Origin of the sequence: Salinivibrio kushneri (genome assembly GCF_027286325.1) — a bacterium.
GTDB classification, from domain to species: domain Bacteria; phylum Pseudomonadota; class Gammaproteobacteria; order Enterobacterales; family Vibrionaceae; genus Salinivibrio; species Salinivibrio kushneri_A.
In genome coordinates this window covers 195,971-209,549 of the sequence record NZ_CP114588.1, presented here as the reverse complement: position 1 = coordinate 209,549, position 13,579 = coordinate 195,971, and the positions used below count along the sequence as shown (strand labels likewise).

The following is a 13,579-nucleotide window of genomic DNA, read 5'->3' as shown; positions in this document are numbered from 1 at the left end:
ATACACATAACGCGACAAGTTAGCGGCAACCCCGATCATGCATCACGGCGGTCATTTGTTCATGGATAGCATCAGCCAGCTGCTCATAACGTCCTCGTAGCGGCGAGCCAGGACGGTAGTCGAGAGTAATTTGACGAGATGGTGTTGGTGAGGTGGTGGGTATATACACCACACCATCTCGCTTATCGGCAGGCACCGATAGCTGCGGCAATAGGGTGATCCCACTCCCTGCCGCAACCATATTCCGCAAGGTTTCTAAACTGGTGGCGCGAAAGCGCTGATCTTCACGCGCCCCCACTTTAAAGCAAAAGCCCATCGCCTGATCGCGCAAACAATGCCCATCGCCCAGCATTAACAAGGTCTCTCCTTGCAGCACATCCAAAGCTACTTCTGCACAATCGGCGAGACGGTGTTTTTCGTTCACGGCAAGCAGCATCGGCTCATCATAAAGTGGCAGCTCTTTTAAATGCTGGGTTTCTTCTACAGAGGCCAAAATGATGCAATCGAGTTTGCCCTCTTCCAATTGCTGCACTAACTGCTGCGTCTGACCTTCGTGAATAAACAGCTCCAGATCAGGAAAACGGTCGCGCAGCATAGGAATGATCTTTGGCAGTAAATAAGGCCCCACAGTAGGAATTAAGCCGATATGCAAAGGGCCTGTCATGCTTTCCCCTTGCTCACTAGCCAATTCGGTCAAAATTGTGACTTCCCGCAAGACGTTACGTGCCTGTTGTACTAACCTCATACCGGCATCGGTGAACAACACACGGCGACTGGTTCGCTCTAACAAACTCACACCCAATTCATCTTCCAGCTTTCGGATTTGACCACTCAAGGTCGGCTGGCTGACAAAGCACGCTTCTGCCGCTTTACGAAAATGTCGGTGTTCGGCCAAAGCGACCAAGTACTCCAAGTCACGAATGTTCATCTTTGTCTCTTCTATAGAGGATAACTATCAAAACCATAGCATTAAGCGATTAGAGCTATCAATTGCAATCGGTAATACTACTCCCATCAAAACGCGGCGACACATTCGCCCACAAACTTAAATCAAGAAAGGACATCACCATGACAGCAACAAAAGAAGGTCAGCCAGTACCACAAGTAACATTCCGCACTCGCGAAGGCGACCAGTGGAAAGACGTTACCACCGATGACATTTTTGCCAATAAAACCGTGATTGTATTCAGCCTGCCAGGTGCGTTCACCCCCACGTGTTCGTCATCACACCTGCCACGCTATAACGAGCTATATCCGGTGTTCCAACAATACGGCGTTGATGACATTGTCTGTGTGTCCGTCAACGATACCTTTGTGATGAACGCCTGGAAAGCCGACCAAGATGCTGACAACATTCATGTCCTGCCTGACGGTAACGGCGAGTTCACCGATGGCATGGACATGCTGGTCGACAAAAACGATCTTGGCTTTGGCAAACGCTCATGGCGTTACAGCATGCTAGTGAAAAACGGCGTGGTCGAGAAAATGTTTATCGAACCCAACGAGCCAGGCGACCCGTTCAAAGTCTCTGATGCCGACACCATGCTGGGCTACATCGCCCCTGAGCACAAACTACAAGACTCAATCACCGTGTTTAGCAAACCAGGCTGCCCATTCTGTGCCAAGGCCAAACAAGCCCTGATCGACGCAGGTCTTCAGTTTGAGGAAATTATTCTTGGCAAAGACGCTACCACGGTTTCTTTGCGTGCAGTGAGCGGTCGCGCCACCGTGCCACAAGTATTTATCGGTGGCCGTCATATCGGTGGCAGTGAAGAACTCGACACCTATCTAAATCAGTAATCCGCTGTTTGGGCGGCTTCCTTGCCGCCCTTTATTTTCCCAGGAGAAAGCAATGAAAACATTAACGGTTGATGTGGCTGTGATTGGTGGCGGAACCGCCGGGCTAGGTGCTTATCGCGCAGCCAAAGCGCATACGGATAACGTGGTGATGATTGAAGGCGGCCCCTATGGCACCACGTGCGCGCGGGTTGGCTGCATGCCTTCCAAACTGTTAATTGCGGCGGCTGAAGCGGCGCATCATATCGACAAAGCGCCCGGCTTCGGTGTGTATCCCGGCGGCACCACGGAAATTAATGGCCGTGAGGTGATGGATCGGGTGAAACGCGAGCGTGACCGTTTTGTCGGCTTTGTACTGGAAAGTGTCGATGACATTCCCGCTCAAGACAAAATCGACGGCTATGCGCGCTTTGTGGATGATCACACCTTAATGGTTGATGATCACACCACCATCCATGCTGATCGCATCGTGATCGCGACAGGCTCGCGTCCAAGCTGGCCGTCCGCTTGGGATCACCTTGGCGATCGTTTAGTGGTCAATGATGATATTTTTGAATGGGACGATCTACCTGACTCGGTTGCGGTATTTGGCCCGGGTGTAATTGGCCTAGAGCTAGGACAAGCGCTGCATCGCCTCGGGGTCGAGATGACCATGTTTGGCGTCGGTGGCCAAGTGGGCCCGCTGACCGATCCGGACATCATGGCGTATGCCAATCGCACCTTCAGTGAGGAGTTTTATCTCGACGCCGATGCCAAGGTGGAAGAGATGGTGCGTGAAGGCGATAAGGTGCAAATCCGTTATCGTGATAAAGAGGGCGAAAGCCAACTGCGCTGGGTCGACTATGTGGTTGCCGCCACCGGTCGTCGTCCAAACGTCGACAAGCTAAACCTTGACGCGACCAGCATCAAAGTGGATGCCCGCGGCGTGCCAGTTGCCGATAGTTACACCCTGCAGACCACGGCACCGCACATTTTTATTGCCGGTGATGCCAGTAACCAAATTCCGTTGCTGCACGAAGCGGCTGACCAAGCGCGCATTGCCGGTGACAACGCCGGACGCGGCAAAGATATCCGTGCCGGATTGCGCCGCAGCAAACTCTCTGCGGTCTTTTCTGACCCGCAAATTGCGATGGTGGGCGAAAGCTACAAAGCAATTACCGACCGCCTCGGCCCCTGCGGCTGCTTTGAAACCGGCGTGGTGTCGTTTGAAAACCAAGGCCGCTCACGAGTAATGCTGCGCAACAAAGGCTTGTTACACGTTTATGCCGAGCAAGGCACTGGCCGCTTCCTTGGCGCTGAAATGATTGGTCCGAACGCCGAGCACTTGGCCCACTTGTTGGCATGGGCACATCAAAATCAAATGACCATTTCGCAAATGTTGGATATGCCCTTCTATCACCCAGTGATTGAAGAAGGGGTACGTACCGCGCTGCGGGATGTGAATGCCAAGCTCAAACTCGGCCCTGAAATGATCAAACACTGCATGGACTGTGGCCCAGGCTGCTAATCCACTGCCCTTTTCGCCGATTTTCGGCGCTTTACAGGCACTGCCTGTTGCTTCCCCAAGCACTTGCTTACCTTTTTGCCCTCCTGATTGGAGGGCTTTTTTGTATCCGGCGGCCCACTGCGCCACAATAAGCTATCGCCATTACCGACCAAGAGAAACGCATGGCTTGCAAATACTGTCAGTCCGCGATTTGGCAACAAAAACTGGGACGCTGTACCCGTTGTATGAAGCAACTGGCCGCCATGTGCGCGCTACTTTGGCCACTTTGGTGGTGGGGCTATGCCGACACGCCACGGCAAGTGGAGTCGATTGCCTTGTTATTCGCCGCCGGCAGTGCCAGTGTGCTACTCACGCTGCATGTGGTTATTTATCCGTTTCGGCGCAATAAAAAACCCGCGCCAGAGCGCGGGTCGTCAGACATACCAGACGATTAATCGGCCAGATCCGTGGCTTCGTTAATCACATGGAAAATGTAGTTTTGCTCCACGGCACCTTGGAATAACCACGCCATCGGCCCACGAGCCATGATGGCCACATCTTCACCGGAGTGGGTTTCCGAACCGAGCTTAATCAAGGATTGCTGTTTGTAATCCAGCTCACGCACCTGCCTTTCTTGCAGGTTTTCACGCGCACCTTTCACCGCACCCGGGCCGTTGCCATAGGTGATGGTGGTATAGGTTTTACCAAAATCATCCTGATTCAAGCGCCCTTTTTGACGTGACAAACCGAGAATAGGGTTGCCCCGCTCCGCATAGCCGTTCATCACCATGGTGTGGGCATGGTCGGCGGTGACAATGATCAGGGTATTTTCTGGGTTGGTTTTCTCTAAGGCCACTTTAATGGCATCGTCATAAGCCAACGTATCTTCTAACGCTCGCGCGGCGTTGCCCGCATGGTGAGCATGGTCGATACGTCCAGCTTCTACCATCATCACATAGCCGTCTTTGTTGCGGCTGAGCATATCGATCGCCTTGCTGGTCATGTCCGCCAATGACGGCTCATCCTGGCTTTCACGGCGATCCGCTTCGTATTTCATGTGGCTGCTTTCAAACAAGCCAAACACGCGTGAGGTGGTCGCCGGATCGATGGCATCAAACCCGGATTTATCGAAAATGTATTGACCATCAGGGTGACGGGTTTGCCATGCCTCAATCAGGTTGCGTCCATCTTTACGCTTGCCCTTTTTGCCCTCAGGATCGACGCTATCGGCAGGAATAAATTCACGCCGCCCGCCACCGAAAGCCACCTGAAATCCCTCACCAGCATCAAAGTCGACAAATTGGCTGGCGATATCGGTACAGCCTTGGTTTTTGGCAATGTTGGGTAACTTGCTATCGTTTTCCCAATTGCGATCCGCACTGTGCGCGTAGGTGGTAGCTGGGGTGGCATGGGTTAAACGAGCGGTTGAGATCAAGCCCAGCGCCTTGCCCTTCTCGCCCGCCATTTCAAATAAGGTTTTCGCTTCGTTACCCTTGGCGGTACTGCAAAAACCACGCTGAACGTTATCGTCAACACTGATGATCCCCGCTTTGGTTTTCACCCCGGTGACCATAGCGGTGGCGGTCCCGGCCGAGTCAGGCGTTTGCATGTCAGTGTTATAGGTTTTGGCTAGCGCAACGTGCGGCAGGCTTTCCATGCCAAGGCGGTTTTCCTCACCGGTTTGTCCTTGCTGCTGGCCCTGATAAATCCGCGCCGCTGTGATTGTCCCCACACTCATGCCATCACCGACAAAGAGGATCACGTTTTTGGCTTTGCCCGTAATAGGTGGGTTCGCTTTAGCGGCCGCCAGGGCGGCTTGCGCGTCTTGGTACCACGCGTCGTTTTGCTGAGGCACTGCCGCGTGTGCGGTTGCCGCTACTAAGGCTGAGGCCACCGCGGCCGTAAGGATTGTCTTCACCACAAAATCTCCATTATTAACGAGAAAACGCGGGCATGATGGTCATTGCGCGTGACGCTTCTGTGACAAACCGTACAATGTAACAATTTGTAAGCCACTCTATTTGATGAAGTTTTTATGACAGAGGCAGGTAAAAAGGCTGCGGTTTAATCCACTCGCAGCCTTAGGGAGACGCAATAACGACACGGACGCCGTCACGCGATAGACAGTGTCACCCTACTCCAATGCAGAGAAGGTTGAGATTGTCGCCGGCCCAGCAATGTTATAGGTCAGAGCCACTTCGTCACAGGCGTGAAAGCGCGGACAGATTTCACAATCTTTCATCACTTTCTCAGGCAACTGCGACTTTGACGTCGGGGTGAAGCCTAATTGGGTGAAAAACTCGGGCACCCGGGTAAGAACAAAGACTTGCTCGATCGCCATTTGCTTGGCTTTTTTAATCAAGTGCATCATCAACGCCGTGCCGTGACCTTGGCGCTGCCAGCCTGCTTCAACCCCCAAAGAGCGAATTTCTGCCAGCCCTGAGTCGTAAATATACAGCGAGCCGCAACCGGTCAAATCGCCTTGATGCTCGGAGACCGCAAACAGGCCAATATTGCGCACCAATTCATGGCGGTCTCGAGGTAAGTTTTCCCCCAACTTCGCCCAATACACCACCATGCCTTCGATGGTATCGAGGTCGGTGAGCCTTGCCGAGCGCACCGTGACTTTAGGGGTAAAGCGCTTATCCAAACGCTTTTGCGCTTCTTGAATGGCAAAGCTGACCTGCTCGGGCGCGACCCCACCGAGCGCACGACGTTGGGCCAAGCAGGATTCAATCGTGAGCATGGCATACACATCGTCTTCAATCACCGGTGAGAATTGTTGCAAGGTGGCAAGCGGTAAATCTTCGAGTCCACAGCCTTGCTCAATGGCAGACACCACCGCCACGCCCACAATATGGTGCGCTTCACGGAACGGGATCCCTTTACTCACCAAGTAATCCGCGAGCTCGGTGGCATTGGCATGACCTTGCTGCGCCGCTTGCAAGGTTTTGTCTTTGTGAATGGTGATACCTTCAAAACACAACGCGGCCATATCCAAGCAATCATGCCACGTGTCCATCGCATCGAAGAGCCCTTCCTTGTCTTCTTGCATATCCTTGTTATAGGCCAGTGGCAAGGCTTTGACCGTCATCATCATCGCCGACAAGGTGCCATACACGCGGCCGGTTTTGCCGCGGATAAGCTCTAGCGCATCGGGGTTTTTCTTTTGTGGCATCAGCGAGGAGCCTGATGTCACCGTATCGGCCAGCTCGATAAACCCAGACTCGCCCGAGTTATAGAAGATCATATCTTCGGCCATCCGCGATAAATGCAGCATCGAAACCGACGCCGCAGACAGCATTTCCATCACATGATCACGGTCCGAGACTGAATCAAGGCTATTACGGGTGGCCCGCTCAAACCCCAGTTGTTGTGCCAAAGCATCGCGGTCAATCGGGTACGCCGTGCCTGCTAGCGCGCCGGATCCTAACGGGCAGGTATCCAGACGATTAAGCGCATCTTGTAAGCGGGTGGTGTCGCGCTCAAACATCTCCAGATAGGCCAAACACCAATGGGCAAAGGTCACTGGCTGAGCACGCTGCAAGTGGGTGTAGCCGGGCAGCACGGTATCATGGTGCTGGCTGGCCACATCCACCAGCTGCTGCTGAAGCTTGTCGAGAGACAGCAAGATTTGCTGGCCTTGCTGGCGACACCAGAGTTTGAGATCCGTGGCAACCTGATCGTTGCGTGAGCGTCCGGTGTGAAGCTTTTTGCCCAAATCCCCGACTTTATCGATCAGTTGCTGCTCAACCCAGCTGTGAATATCCTCGGCCTCTGAGCTTAAGATTTGCTTCGGGTTTTCCATCACCGACAACTTGAGCTCATTGAGCGCGAGCTCCAATTGCTGTTGCTCGTCATCACTCAGCACGCCCACTGAACGCAAGGCTTTGGACCAAGCAATGGAGCCCACAATGTCTTGCTCTGCTAGGCGATAGTCAAAGCGCAGTGAATCATTAAACGCTTGAAACCGTTTGTCTGCTGCTTGACTAAAGCGTCCGCCCCATAATGCCATGCTGTCTCTCCTTACTGCTCACGATGCTTTTTTAATTAGGATTGTTTTTGTTTGTTCAGCGTCCGAATCCGGCTCGACAGCGAATACAAACGGATAAAGCCTTCGGCATGGCTGTGATCGTAGACATCGTCATCACCAAAGGTGGCAAAGTCTTCCGAGTACAAACTATTGGTCGAGCGCTTTTGGACCACAGTCGCTTGGCCTTTATAGAGTTTGATCACCACCTCGCCCGTTACCGGCGCGGCAAGAGAATTGGCCGCGGCAACAATCGACTGACAAAGCGGGGTAAACCAACGCCCATCATAAATCAGGTGAGATGCTTTTAAACCGAGCTCCTCACGGAACTGATAACTCTCTTTATCCAGCACCAATTGCTCAACACCGCGCAGCGCTTCCATAATGATGGTGCCCCCCGGGGTTTCATAGCAGCCGCGGGACTTCATCCCCACCAAACGGTTCTCAACAATATCAATCCGTCCTACCCCGTGGGCAGCACCTTTGTCGTTCAGCAGCGTCAACACGTCATAAGGCGACATGGACTCACCATCGACTGAGACCACTTCCCCGCTTTGCACCCCTAAGGTAACAAACTCGGGCGTATTGGGTGCCTCTTCCGGCGCCACTGTCCATACCCAGCAATCTTGGTTAGCCGCTGTCCAAGTGTCTTCCAGTACACCGCCTTCGGTTGAGACGTGCCAAGCATTGGCATCACGTGAATAAATTTTCTCAAGGCTCGCCGTGCAGGGAATATCACGGGCGGCCAAGTAATCGAGCAAGGCTTCACGACTGGTGAGATCCCACTCGCGCCACGGCGCAATCACTTTCAGTTGCGGCGCCAGCGCGGAGAAGGTGCTCTCAAAACGAACCTGATCGTTCCCCTTGCCGGTACAGCCGTGGCAAAGTGCATCCGCTCCAACCTCTAGGGCGCACTCGACCTGCGCTTTGGCAATGATCGGACGCGCCATCGAGGTACCTAGAAGGTATTTGCCTTCATACACCGCACCGGTTTTCAGGCTGGGGTAAATATACTCCGCTACCATTTCGTGTTTCAGATCGGCGATAAAACACTGTGATGCCCCAGAGGCGAGCGCTTTTTGCTCAATGCCTTCGAGCTCTTGTTCGCCTTGACCGACGTCGGCAACAAAGGCCACCACCTCACAGTCATAATTTTCTTTTAGCCATGGAATGATGGCCGAGGTATCCAATCCACCCGAATAGGCCAGTACAACTTTATTTACCTTGCTCATCTTGCTCTCCTTAAATCCTGATGTGACGGGTCGACGGTTTCGTCGCGTCGTTATACGTCTTATTAACTGGCGCTAAACCGAGTGCCGATTTGCTGGCCATCGAATAATTGAGTGAGTTTTTCTGGGTAACGCCAGGTGGCAATCTCCACCGGTTTACCCAGTTCGCGGGCGGCGGCAAACGCCGCGTTGACCTTGACCACCATGCCATCGGTGATCACGCCTTTTTCCATCAAGTGCTGCGCATCTAATTCGGTCAGGCAAGGTAGCAAGTGCCCTTTGCCGTCTAGCACGCCGCTGACATCCGACAGCAACACCAGCTCCGCCCCGAGAGTGGTTGCCACCGCTACCGCTGCTTGGTCGGCATTGACGTTCATCAGCTCACCTTGGTCACTGATGCCAATCGAGCTAATAATGGGGACACAATCCGCGGCCAATACCGCCTGCAACAGGCTAGGATCACCGGCGCTGGCTTCCCCCACTGCACCTAGCTCAGGGTCCAGCTGGCTGACCTGACACAAGCCGCCATCGGCCAAGCTCAAGCCACAGCTTTTAATCTTCGCCTTACGCGCTTCGGCAAGTAGTAGCTTATTGGCCGTCCCGGCTAAGGCACCGGTGACATAATCAATCTGGTCGACTGGCGTGACCCGTAAGCCTTGTTTTTTCACACTGGTGAGGGCGAGTTTTTTCAGCAGTTCATCAACCAAATAGCCGCCACCGTGCACCAGCACTAGCGGACGCTCAGCCTCACTGCGATAGGTGTTCATCGCGCCGAAAACCTTGGCGAGGGTCTCGCTGCAGCTCAGTGCCGCGCCGCCTAACTTAATCACTAATGGCGTTTTCATCCGTTTCTCCTAGACAATCGCTGTGGTTTCGGCAAAGCCAAACTTAAGGTTTAAACACTGCACGGCTTGGCTGGCCGCGCCTTTAAGTAAATTATCAATCGCACTGGTGAGGATCAGATGCCCATACGCGGCCTGATAGCCTATGTCGCAAAAGCCGGTGTATTGCACCGCTTGTAGCTTGGCCACCTCGCCGGCTGGGAGCACCCGTACCAGCGGCGCCTCTTGGTAAGCCTGGGTCAGTGCCTGCCCCACCTCCGACTCACTAACACCTGGCGCTAATTTGGCGGTAATGGTGGCAAGAATGCCGCGTTTGTAGCTGCCAAGGTGCGGGGTGAAAATCACCGGCGTATCTAGGTGTGCGGCAATCTCTGGCTGATGACGGTGAGAAAACACCCCGTAGGCATGCAAGCTCACTTCGCAAAAGCTGTTGGTCAGACTCGCTTTGCGCCCCGCGCCCGTCACGCCGCTGGTGGCATTGATCACCGGCCACATTTGTTTATCCAACAAGCCTGCATCCAGCACCGGTTTGAGCGCTAACTGGCTGGCGGTGGGATAACATCCCGGCACGGCGACCAGCTGCGCTGCAGATAATGCTTCCTGTTGCCACTCCGCCAAGCCATACACGGCTTGCGCCAGCCATGTCGGTGACTGATGCGAAAAGCCGTAATTGGCAGGGTAAAAATCGGCTTGATTGACCCGATACGCCCCCGACAAATCAAACACCACGCAACCTTGAGCCAGAAAAACCGGCGCCAATTCATGACTGACCGCATGCGCGGTGGCTAAAAACACCACATCGGCTTGCTTGGCGACATCCTGTGGCGAGGACAGCGGCATCAGTGGCATATCCACCACGCCACGCAGTTGACCGTGCAACGCGCTCACAGGACGATTAGCGTCTTCACTGCCTGCCGAGACATATAAACCGGCCAAGTGCAACTGCGGATGGCGATGGACAAGGGCGACAAGCTCGGCTCCTGTGTAGCCACTGGCACCGACAATAATGGTGTTAAGTGTCATGGGTGTCTCTCTTTATAGGTGTTTAAGGCGTGCTGCGGGGCAGCAGAGTATCGAGGGCGTAGCCGATAGCCACGCAAAGCAGGCTAGCGTCGTCGAGCAGAAAGGGCGTTGTGTTTGGCAGCGAGTGGCATCATGGTCAACTCTCAAAAAATATTTTTATTCATAAATAGTGAATGGTTATTTTTTATCGCATTCCCGTTTGGTCGTCAACCCCAAAAAGCGTAAAAAATCACTTTTAATGTCTATTCATTCATATTAGAGCAATAATTCCATCTAACCATGCAAATAACACTACTGCTATTCACGAGAAAGTCGCGATACGGCGAGCGCGGAGAAGCCCTCAGAAAGCTGGCAAACCTGAAAGCTGAAACTTTTTTTCAGCTTTTGGGGTAGCTCTATGATAAGCATCAAATCCGGTGGCCAGTTTTCGCGCTAATTTGCGGTTAAGTTGACCCGATCGCGCAATATTCGCTAGATTGGTTCTTTACAGTCACAGTAGGATGTAACTTTGTTACAGAATGGATACGCTATGAACGAAAAGTACTCTGCCTTAAAAAGCAATGTCAGTATGCTTGGCCGTCTGCTGGGTAACACCATCCAAGATGCCCATGGTCCAGCACTCCTAGAAAAAGTTGAGGAAATTCGTCAGCTCTCAAAATCGGCTGCCGCTGGCAATCAGGATGATCATGCTAAGCTGAAAACCGTGCTGCAAAACTTGCCGGCTGACCAACTGCTTCCGGTCGCCCGCGCCTTTAGCCAATTTTTGAATCTGACTAATATCGCCGAGCAATATCACACCGTCTCGCGTCAATGCGACGCGCTGGAGTGCAGCCCGGATGCTATCGACGATTTACTCCGCCGTGTCAGCCAAGGTGAAATTAATGCCAATGACGCGCAACAAGCGATCGCCGATTTAAAAATTGAGTTAGTCCTGACCGCTCACCCAACCGAAATCGCACGCCGTACCACCATTCATAACTTGGTGCAGATTAATAAGTGCTTATCGAAGTTAGAGCTCAGTGAACATTTGGGGGCGGCAGAGCGTGCCAAAACGGAGAAACGTCTTGAGCAGTTGATTGCACAAGCATGGCACACCGATGTGATTCGCCAAGAGCGACCAACCCCGCTTGACGAAGCCAAGTGGGGCTTTGCGGTGATTGAAAATTCACTGTGGCAAGCGGTGCCCGCGTTTTTACGCCAGTTTGATCAGCAGCTTGAAAGCCACCTCGATATCAACTTGCCCATTGATGCCAAACCGGTACAAATTTCCTCGTGGATGGGCGGCGACCGCGACGGTAACCCCTATGTTACCAGCGAGGTCACCCGTGAAGTGATGCTGTTATCACGCTGGAAAGCGGCGGATTTGTACTTGCGCGATGTGCAAGATTTGATCAGTGAACTGTCAATGACCCAGTGTGATGACACTGTGCGTGAAATGGCCGGCGAGGCGCACGAACCGTATCGCGCTATCCTCAAAACCATGCGCAGTCAGCTAACCCACACTTTGAGCTATTTGGACGCCAAACTGAAAGGCGAACGCGCCTCCTCACAAGGGATCCTGACCGACACCCAGCAATTGTGGCAGCCTTTACTGGCGTGTTACCAGTCGCTCCATCAATGTGGCATGGGCATTATTGCCGACGGCAAATTGCTTGACTTGCTCCGCTGCGTGCAATGCTTTGGCGTGCACTTGATCAAACTCGATATTCGCCAAGAAAGTACCCGCCATGCCGATGTGCTCTCAGAAGTGACCCGTTATTTGGGGATGGGCGATTACGCCCAATGGAGCGAGCAAGACAAGCAAGCCTTCTTAACCCGCGAGCTGGCGTCTAAACGTCCGTTGTTGCCACGTGATTGGTCACCGTCGCCTGACGTCCAAGAGGTGATCGACACCTGTCGAGTGATTGCCGAGCAGCCGCGTGAAGCCTTGGGTGCCTACGTGATTTCGATGGCACGCACCGCCTCCGACGTGCTGGCTGTCCACCTATTGCTGCAAGAAGCCGGTTGTCCATTCCGCATGGACGTGTGTCCGCTATTCGAAACCTTGGACGATTTGAACAATGCCGAGGCAGTGATTGGTGAACTACTGGCCATTGATTGGTACCGAGGCTTTACCCAGAACTTCCAAATGGTGATGATCGGTTACTCGGACTCGGCCAAAGACGCTGGGGTGATGGCCGCCGGTTGGGCGCAATATCGCGCCATGGAAGCGCTGGTCAATTTATGTGATGAGCAAGGGGTTAATCTCACCCTTTTCCACGGTCGTGGCGGCACCGTAGGTCGCGGTGGTGCACCCGCGCATGCGGCTTTGCTCTCACAACCTCCGCGCAGCTTAAAAGGCGGTTTGCGGGTGACCGAACAAGGCGAGATGATCCGCTTTAAGTTGGGTTTGCCTGGGGTCGCGGTCAACAGCTTAAACCTTTACACCAGCGCCATTTTGGAAGCGAACTTGCTGCCACCACCGGAGCCTAAGCAAGAATGGCGTCAGCTGATGGACACCTTAAGTGACATCTCATGCCAAGCCTACCGTGATGTGGTACGCGGCCATGAGCAATTTGTGCCTTACTTCCGCTCTACCACTCCGGAGCTTGAGTTAGGCAAGCTACCACTGGGATCGCGCCCTTCCAAGCGCAACCCTAACGGTGGTGTAGAAAGCTTGCGGGCGATTCCTTGGATTTTCGCCTGGAGTCAAAACCGATTATTGCTGCCAGCTTGGCTGGGTGCTGGACAGGCTATCGATCACGCCATTGCAAAAGGCCATAAAGCCCAGCTGGAAGAAATGTGCCGCGAATGGCCATTTTTCTCCACCCGCCTTGGCATGCTAGAAATGGTGTTTACCAAAACCAACCTAGACATTGCCAAGTACTATGATCAGCGCTTGGTCGATGAGAGCCTTTGGCCGTTAGGTGAATCCTTGCGAGAGCAATTGCGCCAAGATATTCAGGTTGTGCTGGCAGTGGAAAATAGCGACAACCTGATGGAGCAAAACCCATGGGGCGCTGAAGCGATTCGCTTACGTAATATTTATGTTGAGCCGCTCAATATGCTGCAAGCCGAGCTCTTGTATCGGACGCGTCAACAAGCGGATCCCGACCAATCGCTCGACGATGCCTTGATGATTTCCATCGCGGGGATTGCCGCGGGGCTGCGCAATACCGGCTAACCCTTGATA

Annotated in this window: 10 protein-coding genes; 4 read left to right on the top strand and 6 right to left on the bottom strand. The window is 53.4% G+C overall.

Going from position 1 to position 13,579, the window contains the following annotated elements:
- Positions 1-19 precede the first annotated feature (19 nt).
- On the bottom strand, positions 20-928 hold the full coding sequence (oxyR, locus tag N8M53_RS01015; RefSeq protein ID WP_269579183.1) for a DNA-binding transcriptional regulator OxyR: 909 nt from the start codon (positions 926-928) through the stop codon (positions 20-22).
- Between the two features lie 140 nt (positions 929-1,068).
- Here oxyR and N8M53_RS01010 point away from each other — a divergent pair, with 140 nt between their 5' ends.
- The 3 genes from N8M53_RS01010 to N8M53_RS01000 all read left to right on the top strand — a co-directional run bounded on the left by N8M53_RS01010 (position 1,069) and on the right by N8M53_RS01000 (position 3,738).
- Positions 1,069-1,800 carry a glutathione peroxidase gene (locus N8M53_RS01010; protein ID WP_077667447.1) on the top strand — a complete coding sequence of 244 codons (732 nt, stop codon included), beginning with the start codon at positions 1,069-1,071 and terminating at the stop codon, positions 1,798-1,800.
- A gap of 52 nt (positions 1,801-1,852) precedes the next feature.
- Positions 1,853-3,304 (top strand): dihydrolipoyl dehydrogenase, encoded by a 1,452-nt coding sequence (locus N8M53_RS01005; RefSeq protein ID WP_269579182.1) that lies wholly within the window; start codon positions 1,853-1,855, stop codon positions 3,302-3,304.
- A gap of 161 nt (positions 3,305-3,465) precedes the next feature.
- On the top strand, positions 3,466-3,738 hold the full coding sequence (locus N8M53_RS01000; RefSeq protein ID WP_077640964.1) for a DUF3624 domain-containing protein: 273 nt from the start codon (positions 3,466-3,468) through the stop codon (positions 3,736-3,738).
- Here the strand turns inward: N8M53_RS01000 and N8M53_RS00995 are convergent.
- The 5 genes from N8M53_RS00995 to argC all read right to left on the bottom strand — a co-directional run bounded on the left by N8M53_RS00995 (position 3,735) and on the right by argC (position 10,407).
- Entirely contained in the window at positions 3,735-5,201 is a 1,467-nt protein-coding gene (locus tag N8M53_RS00995) for an alkaline phosphatase (RefSeq protein ID WP_269579181.1), read from the bottom strand. The genes N8M53_RS01000 and N8M53_RS00995 overlap by 4 nt on opposite strands.
- 216 nt (positions 5,202-5,417) lie before the next feature.
- On the bottom strand, positions 5,418-7,298 hold the full coding sequence (gene argH / locus N8M53_RS00990) for an argininosuccinate lyase (RefSeq protein ID WP_269579180.1): 1,881 nt from the start codon (positions 7,296-7,298) through the stop codon (positions 5,418-5,420).
- A gap of 35 nt (positions 7,299-7,333) precedes the next feature.
- On the bottom strand, positions 7,334-8,545 hold the full coding sequence (locus tag N8M53_RS00985; RefSeq protein ID WP_077522024.1) for an argininosuccinate synthase: 1,212 nt from the start codon (positions 8,543-8,545) through the stop codon (positions 7,334-7,336).
- A 62-nt stretch (positions 8,546-8,607) separates the two neighbouring features.
- Positions 8,608-9,387: an acetylglutamate kinase gene (argB, locus tag N8M53_RS00980; RefSeq protein ID WP_077771941.1), complete on the bottom strand. Its 780-nt coding sequence runs from the start codon at positions 9,385-9,387 to the stop codon at positions 8,608-8,610.
- Between the two features lie 9 nt (positions 9,388-9,396).
- Positions 9,397-10,407: an N-acetyl-gamma-glutamyl-phosphate reductase gene (argC, locus tag N8M53_RS00975; RefSeq protein ID WP_269579179.1), complete on the bottom strand. Its 1,011-nt coding sequence runs from the start codon at positions 10,405-10,407 to the stop codon at positions 9,397-9,399.
- A 529-nt stretch (positions 10,408-10,936) separates the two neighbouring features.
- Here argC and ppc point away from each other — a divergent pair.
- Positions 10,937-13,570, top strand: a complete 2,634-nt coding sequence (ppc, locus tag N8M53_RS00970) for a phosphoenolpyruvate carboxylase (protein ID WP_269579178.1) — start codon at positions 10,937-10,939, stop codon at positions 13,568-13,570.
- The last annotated feature ends 9 nt before the right edge of the window (positions 13,571-13,579 follow it).